The sequence below is a fragment of the Pseudomonas sp. Emmai genome (assembly GCF_055179735.1).
In genome coordinates, this window is record NZ_CM143685.1 from 4,982,742 (window position 1) to 5,000,550 (window position 17,809).

A 17,809-nucleotide genomic window follows, 5' to 3' on the forward strand; every position below is an offset into this window, starting at 1 on the left:
AGATCAACGATTTGTTGGCTGGACTACCGCTCCGCTGCCAGGTCAGGCATGACCCCGACCCGGATAGGCAAAAACCTGAATCGAACTTAGTTGACAGCTTCTTTCAGTGCTTTACCGGCTTTGAAACCTGGTTTTTTGGCTGCAGCGATTTCCAGCGTCTTACCGGTCTGTGGGTTACGACCGATGCGAGCAGGACGATCGGTCACGGAGAACGTACCGAAACCCACCAGAACTACGGAGTCGCCAGCCTTGAGAGCGCCAGTGACGGATTCGATTACAGCGTCCAGCGCACGGCCAGCAGCAGCTTTCGGGATATCAGCGGATGCAGCGATAGCATCAATCAGTTCCGACTTGTTCACTCTAAGTCCCCTTATATCTATTTGAGTATGATTCTAAGTTTTTTGGTGAAAGCAAAAACGAGTGCTGAATGGCCTACAGACACTTAAGAGCCGCTTTATAACAAGGGCTCTAAAAAGCTGTCAAGGAAGCCCCCCAGGCAAATGCGTACTAATGCGTGCTAATTCTTTCCTTAGAGTCAGACTCGCGTTTTTCATCCTTTGCAACTATCTCCGGAGCCACATCCGGCAAGGGCTCCGGCGCGTATTGCAGCGCAATTTGCAGGACCTCGTCAATCCATTTAACTGGTTTAATCTGCAGATCTTGCTTGATATTGTCAGGAATTTCCTTCAGATCGCGTACGTTCTCTTCAGGAATGATCACGGTCTTGATCCCGCCACGGTGAGCCGCGAGCAGTTTTTCCTTCAAACCGCCGATCGCCAGCACTTGGCCACGCAGGGTAATTTCGCCAGTCATGGCGACGTCCGCGCGTACAGGAATGCCAGTCAATGCCGACACCAGGGCCGTGCACATGCCTACACCAGCGCTAGGGCCGTCCTTCGGGGTCGCCCCTTCCGGCATGTGGATGTGCGTGTCGCGCTTCTCGTGGAAGTCCAGGGGGATCCCCAGGCTCTTGGCACGGCTGCGGACCACGGTCAGGGCGGCAGTGATCGATTCGACCATCACATCACCCAGGGAACCGGTCTTGATCAACTGGCCTTTACCCGGAACGACAGCGGCTTCGATGGTCAGCAGTTCCCCACCCACCTGAGTCCACGCCAGGCCGGTCACTTGACCGATCTGATCCTGGGATTCAGCCAGGCCGTAGCGGAATTTGCGCACACCCAGGAAGTGTTCCAGCATCTCGGCAGTCACCTTCACCGAGAAGCGTTTTTCCAGTGCGTGCTCTTTGACCGTCTTGCGGCAAACCTTGGCAATCTGGCGCTCAAGCCCCCGCACACCGGCTTCGCGGGTGTAATAGCGGATGATGTCGCGGATCGCTTCGGCGTCGAATTCCAGCTCACCTTTCTTCAGGCCGTTGGCAGCAATCTGCTTCGGCGACAGGTACTTGACGGCGATGTTGATCTTCTCGTCTTCCGTGTAGCCAGGCAGACGAATCACTTCCATCCGGTCCAGCAGCGCCGGCGGAATGTTCATGGAGTTGGAGGTGCAAAGGAACATCACATCGGACAGGTCGTAATCGACTTCCAGATAGTGATCGTTGAAGTTGTGGTTCTGCTCCGGATCGAGCACTTCCAGCAACGCAGACGCTGGATCACCGCGCATATCGCTGCCCATTTTGTCGATTTCATCGAGCAGGAACAGCGGGTTGCGAACCCCGACCTTTGTCATCTTTTGAATCAATCTTCCTGGCATCGAACCGATATAAGTACGGCGATGACCACGAATTTCCGCTTCATCGCGCACGCCACCGAGGGCCATACGGACGAATTTACGGTTGGTGGCGTGCGCAATCGACTCCGCCAGAGAGGTTTTACCCACCCCCGGAGGACCGACCAGGCACAACACCGGACCACGAATTTTCTTCACGCGCTTTTGCACGGCGAGGTATTCGAGGATGCGTTCCTTCACTTCGTCCAGACCATAGTGGTCGGCGTCGAGAATGTCTTCGGCACGGGCCAGGTCCAGACGCACTTTGCTCTGAGCCTTCCACGGCACCTGAACCAACCAGTCGATATACGAACGCACCACGGTCGCTTCCGCAGACATTGGTGACATTTGTTTCAGCTTGTTCAGTTCGCCCTGCGCTTTGGCCAAGGCGTCTTTCGGCAGGCCGGCAGCATCGATGCGCTTTTTCAGCTCTTCGATTTCGTTGTGGCCTTCCTCGCTGTCGCCGAGCTCCTTCTGAATGGCCTTCATCTGCTCATTCAGGTAGTACTCGCGCTGACTGCGCTCCATTTGTTTTTTGACGCGACCGCGAATGCGTTTTTCGACTTGCAGCAGGTCGATCTCGGCATCCAGCAACGCCAGGACGTGCTCGACCCGGGCCGACAAATCGATGATTTCGAGGATTTCCTGCTTCTGCTCGATCTTCAGGGCCATGTGCGCGGCCATGGTGTCGACCAGGCGCCCTGGTTCGTCGATGCTGTTGAGCGACGACAGGACTTCAGCCGGGACTTTCTTGCCCAACTGCACATATTGTTCGAACTGAGCCAGCAGGCTACGGACAAACACTTCCGACTCGCGCTCAGGCGCGTCGACTTCGTCGATCAGCGAGACTTCGGCACGGCAATGGCCGTCCACTTCGCTGAAGCGCTCCACGGCGCCCCGCTGCTCGCCTTCGACCAGAACCTTGACGGTGCCGTCAGGCAGCTTGAGCAGTTGCAGAACAGTGGCGATGGTACCTACGCGATAAAGTGCTTCTTCACCGGGATCGTCGTCAGCAGGGTTCCGCTGAGCCAGCAGAAGGATCTGCTTGTCGCCCGTCATCGCAGCCTCGAGGGCTTCGATGGATTTCTCGCGCCCCACGAACAGCGGGATAACCATGTGCGGATAAACCACGACATCACGCAATGGCAAGAGAGGCAATTCGATGGTTGTCTTCATGATTTCGCCTCTACGGCGGCCATAAGGCCGTAAACAGATGGAAGTAAGCTTGAAACCAAGATGGGGGCTGCTTTCAAAAAAAACAAGCGCAAAGAGGGTGTTAAAACGGTTTAAAAGAAAAGGGGCCCGAAGGCCCCTTCTTTATTCCAGCTGCGTGACGCTTAAGCGTCTGGCGCGGCCTTGGCTGTCGGCTCACTGTTTTCGTAGATATACAGTGGCTTGGACTTGCCTTCGATAACGCTTTCATCGATCACTACTTTGCTCACCTCGGACTGCGAGGGGATTTCATACATAGTGTCGAGCAATACGCCTTCGAGAATCGAGCGCAGTCCACGGGCGCCGGTCTTGCGTTCCAGGGCACGTTTGGCGACCGATTTCAGTGCGTCGGCCCGGAATTCCAGGTCCACGCCTTCCATCTCGAACAGCTTGGCATACTGCTTGGTCAGAGCATTTTTCGGCTCGGTCAGGATCTGCATCAACGCAGCCTCATCAAGCTCGTCCAGCGTGGCGAGGACCGGCAGACGACCGACGAATTCAGGGATCAGACCGAACTTGACCAGATCGTCAGGCTCAACTTCACGCAGGGATTCACCGACTTTCTTACCTTCTTCCTTGCTGCGTACCTCGGCGTTGAAGCCGATGCCGCCACGGGTGGAGCGCTGTTGAATAACCTTCTCCAGACCGGAGAACGCACCACCGCAAATGAACAGGATGTTACGGGTGTCGACCTGAAGGAATTCCTGCTGCGGATGCTTGCGGCCACCTTGCGGCGGAACGGAAGCGACCGTGCCTTCGATCAACTTGAGCAAGGCCTGCTGCACGCCTTCACCGGAAACGTCCCGGGTGATCGACGGGTTGTCAGACTTGCGCGAAATCTTGTCGATTTCATCGATGTAGACAATGCCCATCTGGGCCTTTTCCACATCGTAATCGCACTTCTGCAGCAGCTTCTGAATGATGTTCTCGACATCTTCCCCTACGTAACCCGCCTCGGTGAGGGTGGTTGCGTCGGCGATGGTGAACGGAACGTTCAACAAGCGGGCCAGTGTTTCGGCAAGCAGGGTTTTACCCGAGCCTGTCGGGCCGATCAGCAAGATGTTGCTTTTGCCGAGTTCGACGTCGTCATTCTTTTTGTCACGCTGGTTCAGGCGTTTGTAGTGGTTATACACCGCTACGGCCAGAACCTTTTTCGCACGCTCTTGACCAATCACATACTGATCAAGGATGCCGCTGATTTCTTTAGGCGAAGGCAATTTATGCGCGCTGCTCTCGGCCTGGGCTTCCTGCACCTCCTCTCGGATGATGTCATTGCACAGGTCGACGCACTCGTCGCAGATAAAGACCGAGGGGCCGGCAATCAATTTGCGCACTTCATGCTGGCTTTTGCCACAGAAGGAGCAATAGAGCAGCTTGCCGTTGTCCTCGCCGTTGCGGGTGTCAGTCATTCGTTCGATCCAAATCCGATAGGCTTGCAACACAAGATGAAGGCTATTGCGGGCTTTTTCAAGCCCGCTAGTGATCGGAGCGGCCGACCAAGCCTATTTTGAGCTGCTTATTTAAGCGGGCCGCTGGCTGATCACTTCATCGATCAACCCGTACTCACGCGCGGCTTCTGCGCTCATGAAGTTGTCGCGGTTGGTGTCGCGTTCGATTTCTTCCAGTGTGTGCCCGCTGTGCTTGGCCATCAGCGTGTTGAGACGCTCACGAATGAAGAGGATTTCCTTGGCATGGATTTCGATATCCGATGCCTGACCCTGGAAACCGCCCAATGGCTGGTGAATCATCACACGCGAGTTCGGCAGGCAGAAACGCTTGCCAGCGGCACCGGCCGTCAGCAGGAACGCACCCATGCTGCACGCCTGGCCGATACAGGTAGTCGACACGTTGGGTTTGATGAACTGCATGGTGTCGTAGATCGACATGCCTGCTGTCACCGAACCGCCCGGGGAGTTGATATAGAGATGGATGTCCTTGTCCGGGTTTTCCGCTTCAAGGAACAGCAGTTGCGCACAGATCAGGTTGGCCATGTAGTCCTCTACCGGACCAACCAGAAAGATCACTCGCTCCTTGAGGAGACGCGAGTAAATGTCGTAAGCGCGCTCGCCACGAGCAGACTGCTCGACAACCATCGGGACCAGGCCGCCTGCGGCCTGGATATCAGAGTTCTGCTGAATATACGAATTACGGAACATGCTCTGCAGTCACTCCCAAATAGTTATGTCTTGAATACGCATAAGCCAGCGCGAAGGCTGGCTTATGGTGATTACTTCTTAGCGCAGAAACGATCAGTCGGCTTGTGGAGCTTCTACCGGCTTGACTGCTTCTTCGTAAGAGACCGCTTTGTCGGTCACGTTTGCCTTCTGCAGAACAGTATCCACAACTTGTTCTTCCAGCACAACCGAACGGACTTCGTTCAGTTGCTGGTCGTTCTTGTAGTACCAGGACACAACCTGCTCAGGCTCTTGGTAGGCCGAAGCCATTTCCTGAATCATTTCGCGAACGCGGGCTTCGTCAGGCTTGAGGTCGAACTGCTTGACCACTTCAGCCACGATCAGACCCAGCACAACGCGGCGCTTGGCTTGTTCTTCGAACAGCTCGGCCGGCAGTTGGTCAGGCTTGATGTTGCCGCCGAATTGCTGAACAGCCTGCACGCGCAGACGGTCAACTTCGTTGGACAACAGAGCCTTTGGCACTTCGATCGGGTTGGTGGTCAGCAGACCGTCCATTACCTGATTCTTGACCTTGGATTTGATCGCCTGACGCAGCTCGCGCTCCATGTTCTTGCGAACTTCGGTGCGGAAGCCTTCCAGACCGGTTTCCTTGATGCCGAATTGAGCGAAGAATTCTTCGGTCAGCTCAGGCAGTTTTGGCTCGGAAACAGTGTTCACGGTCACGGTGAACTCAGCAGTCTTACCTGCCAGGTCGAGGTTCTGGTAGTCCTCTGGGAAGGTCAGGTTCAGAACGCGTTCTTCGCCGGCTTTAGCGCCAACCAGACCGTCTTCGAAACCAGGGATCATGCGGCCGGAACCCAGAACCAGCTGAGTACCTTTGGCGGAACCGCCAGCGAACACTTCACCGTCAACCTTGCCAACGAAATCGATGTTCAGTTGGTCTTCGTTCTGGGCAGCACGATCGGCTACTTCGAAACGGGTGTTTTGCTTACGCAGGATGTCGAGCATCTTGTCCAGGTCAGCGTCAGCCACGTCAGCGCTCAGGCGCTCGACAGTGATGCCTTCGAAACCGGCTACAGTGAACTCAGGGAACACTTCAAAAATCGCGACGTATTCCAGATCCTTGCCAGCTTCGATCGATTTAGGCTCGATCGAAGGAGCGCCAGCCGGGTTCAGCTTCTGCTCAACGACAGCTTCGTAGAAGGAGGACTGGATCACGTCGCCTACAGCTTCCTGGCGTGCATCAGCACCGAAACGGCGCTTGATTTCACTCATTGGCACTTTGCCTGGACGGAAGCCAGCAATCTTGGCCTTTTGGGCGGTCTGCTGCAGACGCTTGTTGACCTGAGTCTCGATGCGCTCAGCCGGCACGGTGATGCTCATGCGGCGCTCAAGAGCAGAAGTATTTTCAACAGAAACTTGCATGGATATTCCTCGTTGCACAGACGTTAGCCGGCCGTTTCCGACCCCAGAATCAAGGGCATGCATTCTAGTGGGTCAAACTCAAGAAGTCACCCTACTGAAAACGGGTAAAAAAACAGCAGGCAATTTATAGGCGAGGGACAAACGGTTGTGCCTCGCCCTGTTAGCAAATACAGCCAGTCAAGCCAGGGCTCTGCACCACCTCTTCTATATATAGAAGAAGTAGCAGGCATCTCCCTGACAGCCGACCTTGCGAGCAAGGTCGGCGGGCGGCGCGGCATCATCGAGAAACATAAATACGACGAAACACCCCACCCCGGCGACCCAGAACCTGCAGTCGCTGAACACTCGAACCGCTAAAACAAAAAAGGCGCCAGACTATTAAATCTGGCGCCTTTCGAAATATGGGGTGGACGAAGGGGATCGAACCCTCGACAACGGGAGTCACAATCCCGTGCTCTACCAACTGAGCTACGCCCACCATATTGCCTCACAAGAAAGTCAAACAACTTCCTTGCTGCGCCCCCACCGGATCAACGACCCGGGTGAAGCTTTATTTGGTGCGGATGAAGAGACTCGAACTCTTACGCCTCGCGGCGCTGGAACCTAAATCCAGTGTGTCTACCAATTCCACCACATCCGCGGCTTGAAGCTGTTAAAGCAAAGGCGCCAGACTGTTAATCTGGCGCCTTTCGAAATATGGGGTGGACGAAGGGGATCGAACCCTCGACAACGGGAGTCACAATCCCGTGCTCTACCAACTGAGCTACGCCCACCATATTGCGCTACTTGTGCCAAAGCTGCCTAATGGCGCACCCGGCAGGACTCGAACCTGCGACCATCCGCTTAGAAGGCGGATGCTCTATCCAGCTGAGCTACGGGCGCCTTATTAATCTGTACTCTTGGAGGACTACAAACTAAGTGCTTCCAGCCTCACGGAACCGTAATCCCGCTTGACCTTCTCATCCAGTGCTAGGCTGTGCCCGACAAGTGCGACGAATAGTATAGAGCGCCCCAAAGCCCGTCAAATCCTTTTTAAAAAAAATTCATTTAATTAAAGGGCTTAGAGGAATTTGCAGACCAAGCGCCTTTGCCCTCGCCGCCTGACATGCGAGAATGCGCCCTCTTTTTTCCCCCTCTCGATGGTTAATCACGCGCAATGACTGCACAACTTATCGACGGCAAGTCAATCGCCGCCAGCCTGCGCCAGCAGATCGCCAAACGAGTCGCCGAACGTCGCCAGCAAGGCCTGCGCACGCCCGGTCTCGCGGTGATCCTGGTCGGCAGCGATCCTGCCTCTCAGGTTTATGTCTCGCACAAGCGTAAAGACTGTGAAGAGGTCGGCTTCCTGTCCCAGGCCTACGACCTGCCTTCTGAAACCACTCAGCAAGCGCTGACCGAGCTGATCGATCGCCTGAACGACGACCCGGCAATCGACGGCGTTCTGCTTCAGCTTCCTTTACCTGCCCACCTGGACGCCTCCAAATTGCTGGAGCGCATTCGTCCGGATAAAGATGTCGACGGTTTCCACCCGTATAACGTCGGTCGCCTGGCCCAACGCATTCCACTGCTGCGCCCCTGCACACCCAAAGGCATCATGACCCTGCTGGAAAGCACCGGAGCGGATCTTTACGGGATGGACGCGGTGATTGTCGGCGCTTCCAACATTGTTGGCCGTCCGATGGCGATGGAATTGCTGCTGGCCGGCTGCACCGTGACGGTCACTCACCGATTCACCAAGGATCTGGCCGGCCACGTTGGCCGTGCCGATCTGGTCGTGGTTGCCGCCGGCAAGCCGGGCCTGGTCAAGGGTGAGTGGATCAAGGAAGGCGCGATCGTGATCGACGTCGGCATCAACCGCCAGGAAGACGGCAAGCTGGTGGGTGACGTGATCTACGAAACCGCCCTGCCCCGCGCCGGCTGGATTACTCCAGTGCCTGGCGGTGTAGGTCCGATGACGCGTGCCTGCCTGCTGGAAAATACGTTGTACGCAGCGGAGACGCTGCACGACTGAGTTCCCAGGCGTGCCGCATACAAGAGCCCCGCTAATTGCGGGGCTTTTTGTTTTTTGGGCACTGGACAAACAACCCGCGAGTTTCAGAATAAAGAGACAGGCCATCGGGCAAATGACCTACAGACCTCAGCGGGACAAACGGATACAAATGGCACTCGCCAGGAGCCGTTCATGAAGCCGAGCAACCCCACTCAACAGCGCACGCTTGCTTTCGCAGGCAAACTGGCGGGCCTGCTTTATAGCCTCTGTTGTTATGTGTTTTTCCTGCTCACTGCGCTGTACATGATTGGCTTTCTCTCCGGCATTGGTGTGCCCAAGGACATTAATACCGGGCCCGGCCTCAACTGGCCCCTGGCGGTTATCGTCGACACCTTGCTGATTACGCTTTTTGCGGTCCAGCACAGCGGCATGGCGCGAATGCGCTTCAAACGCTGGTGGACCGGATTCATCCCGGCGCCTATCGAACGCGCGACCTACGTCCTGTCTTCCTGCCTGGTGCTCGTGCTGCTTTTCTGGTTGTGGCAACCCATCGAATTATCGATCTGGAGCGTCACGTCCGCCTGGGGCCATGGATTGCTGATGGCGCTGTTCTGGCTGGGTTGGGGCGTGGTGGTGCTCGCGACTTTTCTGATCAGTCACTTCGAATTGCTGGGCATAAAGCAGGCCCTCAACGCCTTTTATCCTGACCGGCGCGAGAGCCCAACCTTCAAAACCCCGTTGCTCTACAAAGCGGTTCGTCACCCCTTGTACCTCGGGTTTCTGATCGTATTCTGGGCGACACCCGAGATGACCGCCGGACATCTTCTGTTCGCGCTACTGAACACGCTCTACATTCTGATCGGCGTTCATTTTGAAGAGAAAGATCTGCTGGAAATGTTTGGCGAACACTATCGACGCTATCAACATAACGTCGCGACGCTTGTGCCCTTGATCAAACGCAAACCCACCAAAAAACATTAAATTTTCTTCATATAAAGCGCTCGTCATACGGGCGCCTAGCGCTTTCGTGGCTCATACTCCTAGAATGCGTCGTTTTTAAGAAACAGCCCGTAACAAAACGGCATATCCACCCTTATGAGTTCGCCCGCGTGAAAATCCGTCTTTCCATCCTGAGCCTATTTTTTGCGTTGACAGGGACTGTTATCACGCCAATCACCCACGCTGCGGAAACCACCGCAGCACCACGCGACGCCTCGCAACTCAAGATTGCTTCTGGCAGCGCTCTGCTTATGGATTTGCAGACCAACAAAGTCATTTACGCCAACAACCCTGACGTGGTGGTGCCGATCGCCTCGGTCAGCAAACTGATGACGGGACTGGTGGTGGTTGAAGCCCGCCAGAACATGGATGAGTACATCAATGTCGACATCAGTCACACGCCGGAAATGAAAGGCGTGTTTTCGCGGGTCAAGCTCAATAGCGAGCTGCCGCGCAAGAAGATGCTGCTGATTGCGCTGATGTCCTCGGAAAACCGCGCAGCCGCCACCCTCGCCCACCATTACCCGGGCGGCTACGTCGCGTTCATTGCAGCCATGAACGCCAAGGCCAAGGCACTGGGCATGTCCAGCACCCACTTCGTCGAACCCACCGGGCTTTCTCCGCGCAACGTCTCGACGGCGCGTGACTTGAGCAAATTGCTGATCGCGGCGCACAAATACCCGCTGCTGACTGAGCTGACCACCACCAAGGAAACCACCGTAGCGTTCCGCAAACCCAACTACACCCTGGGCTTTCACAACACCGACCATTTGGTGAACAAGCCCAATTGGGACATCAAAATCACCAAGACCGGCTTTACCAACGAGGCCGGGCACTGTCTGGTGCTGGTGACCAGCATGGGCAATCGCCCGGTGGCGCTGGTGATTCTCGACGCATTCGGCAAGTACACGCACTTTGCCGACGCCAGTCGGATCCGCAGCTGGGTTGAAACGGGCCGCAGCACCGAAGCCCCCTCCGTTGCCTTGCAGTACAAAGCGGCGAAGAATCTGAAGCACCGTCAGAGCGGTGTGGTTGAAGCCTCGAAATAAACCGGCGACAGCAACAACAAAGCCCCGATTTGTCGGGGCTTTTTTTATCGCGAATCCGCGGGCTAATCGTTGGGCAAAGGCATCTGGTCGTCATCGGGAATGCCATCTCCGGCACTCGGGTCTTTGTGGCTTTGCGGATGCTCCGTCGGCACCACCATGGGACGCGCCAACGGATCCCTCATCGGACCGTCCGGATCCAGCACAGGGTCGATGTCATCTTCGGGGGGCGTTGGGACGCTGTCCGGACCTTTGTCATCAAAACTCGAATCGGTAGACATAAACACCTCACTGCAGGTCAGGGTTTGAGATCAGCCAACGGGTCGTAGGGCTTGGCCGGTTTCTTGTCATCCTCGCCCGGCTTGATATCCCGGGGCGCCTTGGCGGGGCCGACGGGATCGACCTGAGGGTCAGCGAGGTCCGGCGAGTCAGGATCGAAATCCAGTTCATGACCGGACGAATGCTCGGAAGAATGCGGACCGTCTGGGGTAGTGGAATGTGCCATGGACGCCTCCTTGGGTCTGGCCCGGAGAAATCCGGGCCCTACCCATAAGAGGCCAAGGGCACGCGACGGTGCCCTGGAGATGACGAACGGAGCTGCTATTGAGCCTGCAACGCCTTGGTCGCCCGTGCGGCGGCCTGTTCCTGCCCCGCCTGTCCCAATTCGCTCGCGGCCTTGAGCCAGCGTTGTTCATCGACCCTGGCCGGAATCTGGTTCGGCTTCTGGATCAGCACAGCCCAGCCGCCCGCATCCTTGAAGGATGACTCAAACGAATTGAAACCCATCAACAAGCGACGGTTCATCCCGGAGCGCAACAGCACCGTCTGCTTCTGCCGGTTGTAGCCGGCGAGGATGGCGTAGCGCGGTTCGGCCCAGAACGCCGAGCCTTCGGTGAAACGCACCATCACCGGATAACCGGCGGCAACCTGGGTCAGCAACGCCGGCAGATGACTGTCGAGGGGATACACCACCATGCCGTACTCGCGGGCCAGGTTCTGCATGTTCTGCTGCAACTGCGCTTCGGCACCCGGCAAATGCAGCGGCTTTTCCAGCAGCCCTGGCGTGATCACCACGCCTTGTTGGGACAACATGCTGGCAAGGACTTGCGGCCCACTTTGATTGGCCTCGCCGCGATAAAACGTACCGCTGAGTTCAACACGCTCCGGCAGTCGCTTGACCTCCGGTGCCACGCTGCCGGCGCAACCCGCCAACACGCCGACGCAGCCCATCACCAGCACCGCAGAACGAATTCGAGAAAATACCCGCACCATCATCACTCTCTTGTTCAGACGCCGGCAATCGCGCTCCCGGCTTGGCCACTGATCATAGGACGCTACGGGACAGCGGTATAGCCTTAACCGGCAGTTGTTTGCGTTCGATAGAGCGAAGTGGTTGGTGACAGGCGACCTTTGGTCAATAGCCTGAAACACAGCAGCGACTAGACTGTCACTTGCATAGCGTGTGTGCCCGCAGCAGGGCAAAGAGGAGGCACCGATGAGCCTGGCAATGACAATCGTAATGCTGATTTCCGGCTGGCTGGCCGTGGCCGCCGCCATGTTGTGGGGAGTCCTGCGCATCACCCGGCGGCACCATCATCATCCGGTGCACTCGGCCCCCGCCAAACCTGATCAACCGGCGGCACGCCCCGTCACCGCGCACTGACCGGCATTTTTTCCAACCACCAAAAACAAAAACGGCCGCCTGGACTCTTTCGAGTGCAGGCGGCCGTTCTGTTTAGCGCCGGTTAAGCTTCAGCAGCAAGTCGCTTCTGCTTGGCCCGCCGGGACATCATGTTCAAGCCCTCGATCGTGGCCGAGAAGGCCATGGCCGCATAGACGTAGCCTTTCGGTACGTGGGCGCCGAAGCCTTCGGCGATCAGCGTCATGCCGATCATGATCAGGAAACCCAGGGCCAGCATCACCACGGTCGGGTTGTCGTTGATGAACTTGGCCAGCGGATCAGCCGCCAACAACATCACCAGTACCGACACCACCACTGCGATGATCATGATCGGCAAATGCTCGGTCATGCCGACGGCGGTAATGATGCTGTCGATGGAGAACACCATGTCCAGCATCAGGATCTGCCCGATCGCCGCAGCAAAGCCCAGGCTGACGCCGGAGGTGGCCGACTTCGGATCATCCGGCGCCGGGTCCATGCTGTGATGGATCTCGGTGGTGGCTTTCCACAACAGGAACAGGCCACCGGCGATCAGGATCATGTCCTTCCAGGAGAACGTCTGGCCGAGGATATCGATCACCGGCTCGGTCAACTGGACGATGAAGGCAATGGTGCTCAACAGTGCCAGACGCAGGATCAACGCCATGCCGATACCGATGCGGCGCGCTTTCTGCCGATGCTGCTCCGGCAGTTTATTGGTCAGGATCGAGATGAAGATCAGGTTATCGATGCCGAGCACGATTTCCATGACGATCAACGTGGCCAGGGCGACCCACGCGGTGGGGCTGGCGGCTAGTTCAACAAGGTATTCCATGGGTCAGTCCTGACTCGCTTAAGACGATTTAGATTTCCTGGGACGAAGATTCGGTGTTCCCTTTCTCTCCGGCCGGTTGTTCTTTCTTGCTGATCAGACCGCCGGTGGCATCACTGAGCGCCTGTTCCGCGGCTTTATGGGTGTCGTCGATGACCTGTTTGGCACTCTCGGTGGCCTTGCCCATCAACTGCTGGGCGCTCTTTTCGGCCTGGTCACAACCGGCCAATACCAGTAAAGACGTGATCAACAGCGCCGTAGCGGTAAGTTTCATAGGGCTTTCCTCGTTAGAACGGACAGCGCGAAAAGCCGCCCCGTCGATAGCGAGGCATTCTAGGGAGGCAAACACTTCAGTAAAATTCGTATTTTTAACGGTTATACTTCGGTTTTAACGAAGTGTAGGTCGCTATGCTGAATTATCGACAGCTGCATTACTTCTGGGTGGTGGCCAAGACCGGCAGCATCGTGCGCGCCTGCGAGCAGTTGAACCTGACGCCGCAAACCATCAGCGGACAGATTTCCTTGTTTGAGCAAACCTACGGTATCGAGTTGTTTCGCCGGGTCGGCCGCAACCTGGAACTCACCGAAGCCGGGCGCCAGACCCTGCCCTACGCCGAGCAGATGTTCCAGCTCGGCGGCGAACTGGAGTTGATGCTCCGCGCCCAACCCAATGAGCAGCAGATTCTGTTCCGGGTCGGCGTGGCGGATGTGGTGCCCAAATCCATCGTCTATCGCCTGATCGCGCCGACCATGGAATTGAGCGAGCCGCTGCGCATCACCTGTCGCGAGGACAAGCTGGAACGCTTGCTCGCCGACCTGGCGATCCAGCGCCTGGACCTGGTGATTTCCGACAGCCCGATGCCGTCGCACCTGGACATCAAGGGCTACAGCCAGAAACTCGGGGAATGCGGGATCAGTTTTTTTGCGACGAAAGAACTGACGGCGCAGTACGGCCAGGATTTCCCGCGCAGCCTGCACGGCGCACCGCTGCTGATTCCCGGGCCGGAAACCGTGGTGCGCAGTCGTTTGCAACGCTGGTTCGCCGAGCAGCAGATTCAGCCGCGCATTGTCGGTGAGTTCGACGACAGCGCATTGATGCAGGCGTTCGGCCAATCCGGCAGCGGGATTTTCATCGGCCCGAGCGTGATTGCCGACGAGGTGAAACGCCAATACGGCGTGGAGTTGATCGGCCAGACCGACGCGGTGACCGAGTCGTTCTACGCCATTTCAGTGGAGCGCAAGGTCAAGCACCCCGGCATCGTTGCGATTACCGAAGGTGCCCGACGCGAGCTGTTTACTGAACTGTGAGGATCTCGCGCGGCTTCATGGTCATCAGCGCCATGGCCAGCAGGATCGAAGCCAGGATGAAAGCGGCCGCCGCGAAACCCAGGCCACTGAGGCCGACAGCGTTGATCACCCGACCGCCCACCATCGCGCCCAGGCCAATCCCGAGGTTGGCCCCGGCGATGTTCAGCGATGCGGCAAAGGCCGGCGCCTCGGGAGCGGCTTTCATCAATCGCACATGGCTGACCAAAAACAGGGCCGCCTGAGTGATCCCCCAAATGCCCATTGCCGCCGCCAGCCCCAGCGGCGAATGAATATTCGGCACCAACGCGATCATGCCGGCAATCAAGAATGCGCAGAACATCATCGACGCGATCAACGGGTGCCGATCCACCGCACGACCGCCCCACCAGTTGCCGATCAGCCCCACCGCACCGAAGCCCATCAGGCACCAGCCGACCAGCGTGCCGCTGAAACCGGCCAGGCGTTCAAGAATGTCCGCCAGGTAGGTATAAGCGGTGAACATGCCGGTAAACACCAGGATCGACAGCAGCACATGCCCGATCATCAACGGGCTGCGCAGGATTTTGAACTGCGAACGAAAGCTCACCTGATTCTGATGCAGGAGCGTGCCCGGCAAATAGATGAACAGCAGCAAGGCCTTGGCAAACGCGATCACTGCCAGGATGCCAAAGGCGCTGCGCCAACCGAAGGCATCGGAAATCAGCGTGCCAACCGGAATCCCAAACACCATGGCGCAGACGATGCCAAACCCGATCTTGGAAATGGCGCGCCCCGCGTGATCCGGACCGACGATGTCCACCGCCGTCTCGCTGGCCAGGGCCCAGAACACCGGCAAGCCCAGCGCGGGAATCAACCGGGCGAAGGCCATCACCCAGATATTCGGCGCCAACGCCGCGACCGTGTTGGCCACGCCAAACATGATCAGCACCGAGATAAACAGTTTACGGCGCTCGAAGCGTGCGAAGTACGCGGTCAGGAACGGACCAAACGCAGCCACGGTAAAGGCGAACAACGTCACCAGCAGACCGGCCTGGGGAATGCTGACCTCCAGGTCTCGGGCAATCGCCGGCAACAGGCCGACGATGATGAACTCCGTGGTCAGCACCGTGAAACCGGCGGCCGACAACAAAAGAATGGGCAGCAACATGCGGAACTCCAGAAAACGACGACAGCAGCGATAGCCCGGAAGGCCCGCTGGCAGAACTTGAAAATGAGGAGGGCGAATCTTAACAGAGTGTTTCCCGAGCGGGTTGCACGAACCTGCCGATTATGTTGAAACCCGGGTGGCAGATCGTCACAGGTCTGAAGGATCGGGACGACCCTGTGATAAAGTCCGCGCCCTGCGATTCGTACACCCTGTTCATCGGCCAGTTGCTGGCCTTGATGGCGCGATACCCCTCGGTTCCTCCATGTGGCCTGCCCCGCTTATTGCTGCGTGACCTGCGGAACCCTGTACCCAAAAAAAATCAGAGATACCGTTATGAGCGCTTCATCCCCTTCCCTATTGCACCGTTTGAAACGCACCAGCCTGGTCACGCAAATCATCATCGGCCTGATCGCCGGGATTGCCCTGGCCTTGTTCGCGCCGGACGTGGCGAAGTCCACTGCGTTCATCGGCAAAGTGTTTGTCGCCGCGCTGAAAGCCGTCGCGCCGATTTTGGTGTTCGTGCTGGTCATGGCCTCGATCGCCAACCATAAACACGGTCAGGAAACCCACATCCGGCCGATTCTGTTTCTTTATTTGCTGGGCACGTTTGCCGCCGCCGTGGTCGCGGTGGTGGCCAGCACGCTGTTCCCGTCGAGCCTGGTGTTGGCGACACATGATGTCGCGGTGACGGCGCCGGGCGGTATCGGTGAAGTGCTGCAAAGCCTGCTGCTGAGTGTGGTCGACAACCCGGTCAAAGCGCTGATGAACGCCAATTTCATCGGCATTCTGGCGTGGGCAATCGGCATGGGCATTGCCATCCGGCATGCCAGCGATACCACCCGCGAGGTGCTCGGTGACTTGTCCAACGGCGTGACCTTGATCGTGCGCCTGGTGATTCGCTTCGCACCGCTGGGGATTTTCGGGCTGGTGGCTTCGACCCTGGCCACCTCGGGCTTCGGTGCGTTGATCGGTTACATGCACCTGCTGGCCGTATTGCTCGGCTGCATGCTGTTCGTGGCGCTGGTGATGAACCCGGCCATCGTGTTCTGGAAACTGCGCCGCAACCCGTATCCGCTGGTGCTGATGTGTTTGCGGGAAAGCGGGATCACCGCGTTCTTCACCCGCAGTTCGGCGGCGAACATTCCGGTTAACCTGGAATTGAGCAGGCGCCTGGGTTTGCATGAAGACACCTACTCGGTGTCGATCCCGCTCGGTGCGACCATCAACATGGCCGGTGCGGCGATCACGATTACCGTGCTGACCCTGGCGGCCGTGCATACGTTGGGGATTACCGTGGACATTCCGACCGCCATTTTGCTCAGCGTCGTCGCGGCGATTTGTGCGTGTGGTGCTTCGGGTGTGGCGGGTGGTTCGCTGTTGCTGATCCCGTTGGCGTGCAGCCTGTTCGGCATTCCGAGCGAAATCGCGATGCAGGTGGTGGCGGTGGGTTTCATTATTGGTGTATTGCAGGATTCGGCGGAAACGGCGTTGAATTCGTCTACCGATGTGTTGTTCACAGCCGCAGCGTGTTTGGGTGAAGACGAAAAAGCCCAACGTCTGGCGTAACACCGGACCCTGTAGGAGCCAGGCTTGCCGGCGAAGGCGATCTTGAGTACGCCTTCGCCGGCAAGCCTGGCTCCTACAAAGGCAAAGGCAAACGAAAAGCCCGCCAAGGCGCAAACCTTGGCGGGCTTTTTTGTAGCCGGGAGGTTTAGAACGCGCCCATGTAATCGCGCTTGCCCACTTCCACACCGTTGTGACGCAGCAACGCGTAGGCGGTGGTGACGTGGAAGAAGAACTGCGGCAAGCCGTAGCTCAGCAGGTAAGCCTGGCCGCTGAAGCGCTTCTCTTTCGGCGTGCCTGGACGGGTGATGATCTCGATGCCTTCCTTGCCATCGATCTGCTCCGGCTTGATCTCGCCGATGTAGCCCAGCACCTTGGTGATCAACGCTTGCAGCTCGGCGAAGGTGGTTTCAGTGTCTTCGTACTTCGGCACTTCGACTTCGGCCAGACGCGAAGAAACGCCTTTGGCGAAATCAACGGCGATCTGCACCTGACGCACCAGCGGGAACATGTCCGGGTACAGGCGGGCTTGCAGGAACGCGTTCGGGTCAATGTTTTTAGCAGTGGCTTGGGCTTCAGCCTTGTTCAGAACATCGCTCAGGGCGGTGAGCATTTGTTTGAAAACCGGGACGGAAGCGGCGTACAGGGAAATGGTCATGGCAGTCTCGTGTTGTGGCGGGTGTGAAAACGTGGAGCGATTATAGCCATGCTTGATGACCGGGCGGCTTGCCTTTTGTTTCGCAAGGATTAGGCTAGGCGGCTTC

Annotated in this window: 18 protein-coding genes and 4 tRNA genes; 6 read left to right on the forward strand and 16 right to left on the reverse strand. The window is 57.4% G+C overall.

The features are described 5' to 3' along the window. Window positions 1–86: 86 nt before the first annotated feature. From ACY4LX_RS22980 to ACY4LX_RS23020, 9 genes are all read right to left on the reverse strand, one after another. Window positions 87–359, reverse strand: a complete 273-nt coding sequence (locus tag ACY4LX_RS22980; protein ID WP_002552737.1) for an HU family DNA-binding protein — start codon at window positions 357–359, stop codon at window positions 87–89. Window positions 360–507: 148 nt separating this feature from the next. Further along, window positions 508–2,904, reverse strand: a complete 2,397-nt coding sequence (gene lon, locus ACY4LX_RS22985; protein ID WP_133838757.1) for an endopeptidase La — start codon at window positions 2,902–2,904, stop codon at window positions 508–510. A gap of 161 nt (window positions 2,905–3,065) precedes the next feature. After that, on the reverse strand, window positions 3,066–4,349 hold the full coding sequence (gene clpX / locus ACY4LX_RS22990; protein ID WP_133838758.1) for an ATP-dependent Clp protease ATP-binding subunit ClpX: 1,284 nt from the start codon (window positions 4,347–4,349) through the stop codon (window positions 3,066–3,068). A gap of 111 nt (window positions 4,350–4,460) precedes the next feature. Further along, window positions 4,461–5,096, reverse strand: coding sequence for an ATP-dependent Clp endopeptidase proteolytic subunit ClpP (clpP, locus tag ACY4LX_RS22995; RefSeq protein WP_008148423.1), 636 nt, complete (start codon window positions 5,094–5,096; stop codon window positions 4,461–4,463). Window positions 5,097–5,189: 93 nt separating this feature from the next. Next, window positions 5,190–6,500, reverse strand: a complete 1,311-nt coding sequence (gene tig, locus ACY4LX_RS23000; protein ID WP_149661974.1) for a trigger factor — start codon at window positions 6,498–6,500, stop codon at window positions 5,190–5,192. Window positions 6,501–6,902: 402 nt separating this feature from the next. Next, window positions 6,903–6,978, reverse strand: a tRNA-His gene (locus ACY4LX_RS23005). A 77-nt stretch (window positions 6,979–7,055) separates the two neighbouring features. Beyond that, window positions 7,056–7,140: transfer RNA gene (locus tag ACY4LX_RS23010), tRNA-Leu, on the reverse strand. Between the two features lie 57 nt (window positions 7,141–7,197). Then, window positions 7,198–7,273 (reverse strand) — tRNA-His (locus tag ACY4LX_RS23015). Window positions 7,274–7,305: 32 nt separating this feature from the next. After that, window positions 7,306–7,382, reverse strand: a tRNA-Arg gene (locus tag ACY4LX_RS23020). Between the two features lie 274 nt (window positions 7,383–7,656). Here ACY4LX_RS23020 and folD point away from each other — a divergent pair. From folD to pbpG, 3 genes are all read left to right on the forward strand, one after another. Next, window positions 7,657–8,511: a bifunctional methylenetetrahydrofolate dehydrogenase/methenyltetrahydrofolate cyclohydrolase FolD gene (gene folD / locus ACY4LX_RS23025; protein WP_463257938.1), complete on the forward strand. Its 855-nt coding sequence runs from the start codon at window positions 7,657–7,659 to the stop codon at window positions 8,509–8,511. 171 nt (window positions 8,512–8,682) lie between these two features. Beyond that, window positions 8,683–9,471: a methanethiol S-methyltransferase gene (gene mddA, locus ACY4LX_RS23030; RefSeq protein ID WP_463257939.1), complete on the forward strand. Its 789-nt coding sequence runs from the start codon at window positions 8,683–8,685 to the stop codon at window positions 9,469–9,471. A gap of 128 nt (window positions 9,472–9,599) precedes the next feature. Then, window positions 9,600–10,538, forward strand: coding sequence for a D-alanyl-D-alanine endopeptidase (gene pbpG, locus ACY4LX_RS23035; RefSeq protein ID WP_149661977.1), 939 nt, complete (start codon window positions 9,600–9,602; stop codon window positions 10,536–10,538). 62 nt (window positions 10,539–10,600) lie between these two features. Here the strand turns inward: pbpG and ACY4LX_RS23040 are convergent, their stop codons facing one another. From ACY4LX_RS23040 to ACY4LX_RS23050, 3 genes are all read right to left on the reverse strand, one after another. After that, entirely contained in the window at window positions 10,601–10,816 is a 216-nt protein-coding gene (locus ACY4LX_RS23040) for a hypothetical protein (RefSeq protein ID WP_463257940.1), read from the reverse strand. A 17-nt stretch (window positions 10,817–10,833) separates the two neighbouring features. Continuing rightward, a complete protein-coding gene (locus tag ACY4LX_RS23045) occupies window positions 10,834–11,040 on the reverse strand; it encodes a DUF6021 family protein (protein WP_133838817.1) in 207 nt (68 codons plus the stop codon). Window positions 11,041–11,135: 95 nt separating this feature from the next. Next, window positions 11,136–11,807 carry a peptidase C39 family protein gene (locus tag ACY4LX_RS23050; protein WP_149661980.1) on the reverse strand — a complete coding sequence of 224 codons (672 nt, stop codon included), beginning with the start codon at window positions 11,805–11,807 and terminating at the stop codon, window positions 11,136–11,138. Window positions 11,808–12,042: 235 nt separating this feature from the next. Between ACY4LX_RS23050 and ACY4LX_RS23055 the strand changes: the two genes are divergently transcribed. Continuing rightward, window positions 12,043–12,198, forward strand: coding sequence for a hypothetical protein (locus ACY4LX_RS23055; protein WP_463260673.1), 156 nt, complete (start codon window positions 12,043–12,045; stop codon window positions 12,196–12,198). 82 nt (window positions 12,199–12,280) lie between these two features. Here the strand turns inward: ACY4LX_RS23055 and ACY4LX_RS23060 are convergent, their stop codons facing one another. Beyond that, a complete protein-coding gene (locus tag ACY4LX_RS23060) occupies window positions 12,281–13,030 on the reverse strand; it encodes a TerC family protein (protein WP_463257941.1) in 750 nt (249 codons plus the stop codon). 28 nt (window positions 13,031–13,058) lie between these two features. After that, window positions 13,059–13,301, reverse strand: coding sequence for a hypothetical protein (locus tag ACY4LX_RS23065; RefSeq protein WP_463257942.1), 243 nt, complete (start codon window positions 13,299–13,301; stop codon window positions 13,059–13,061). 134 nt (window positions 13,302–13,435) lie between these two features. On the opposite strand from ACY4LX_RS23065, the gene nhaR reads away from it, so the two are divergent. Further along, complete coding sequence (gene nhaR, locus ACY4LX_RS23070; RefSeq protein ID WP_149661983.1) at window positions 13,436–14,335, forward strand: transcriptional activator NhaR; 900 nt, start codon at window positions 13,436–13,438, stop codon at window positions 14,333–14,335. Here nhaR and ACY4LX_RS23075 read toward each other — a convergent pair. Beyond that, a complete protein-coding gene (locus tag ACY4LX_RS23075) occupies window positions 14,322–15,482 on the reverse strand; it encodes an MFS transporter (RefSeq protein ID WP_463257943.1) in 1,161 nt (386 codons plus the stop codon). The two genes, nhaR and ACY4LX_RS23075, sit on opposite strands and share 14 nt — an antisense overlap. A 333-nt stretch (window positions 15,483–15,815) precedes the next feature. Here ACY4LX_RS23075 and sstT point away from each other — a divergent pair, with 333 nt between their 5' ends. After that, entirely contained in the window at window positions 15,816–17,048 is a 1,233-nt protein-coding gene (sstT, locus tag ACY4LX_RS23080; protein WP_463257944.1) for a serine/threonine transporter SstT, read from the forward strand. A 145-nt stretch (window positions 17,049–17,193) separates the two neighbouring features. Here sstT and ACY4LX_RS23085 read toward each other — a convergent pair whose 3' ends face one another. Then, window positions 17,194–17,703, reverse strand: a complete 510-nt coding sequence (locus ACY4LX_RS23085; protein ID WP_463257945.1) for a DUF1993 domain-containing protein — start codon at window positions 17,701–17,703, stop codon at window positions 17,194–17,196. Window positions 17,704–17,809 lie beyond the last annotated feature (106 nt).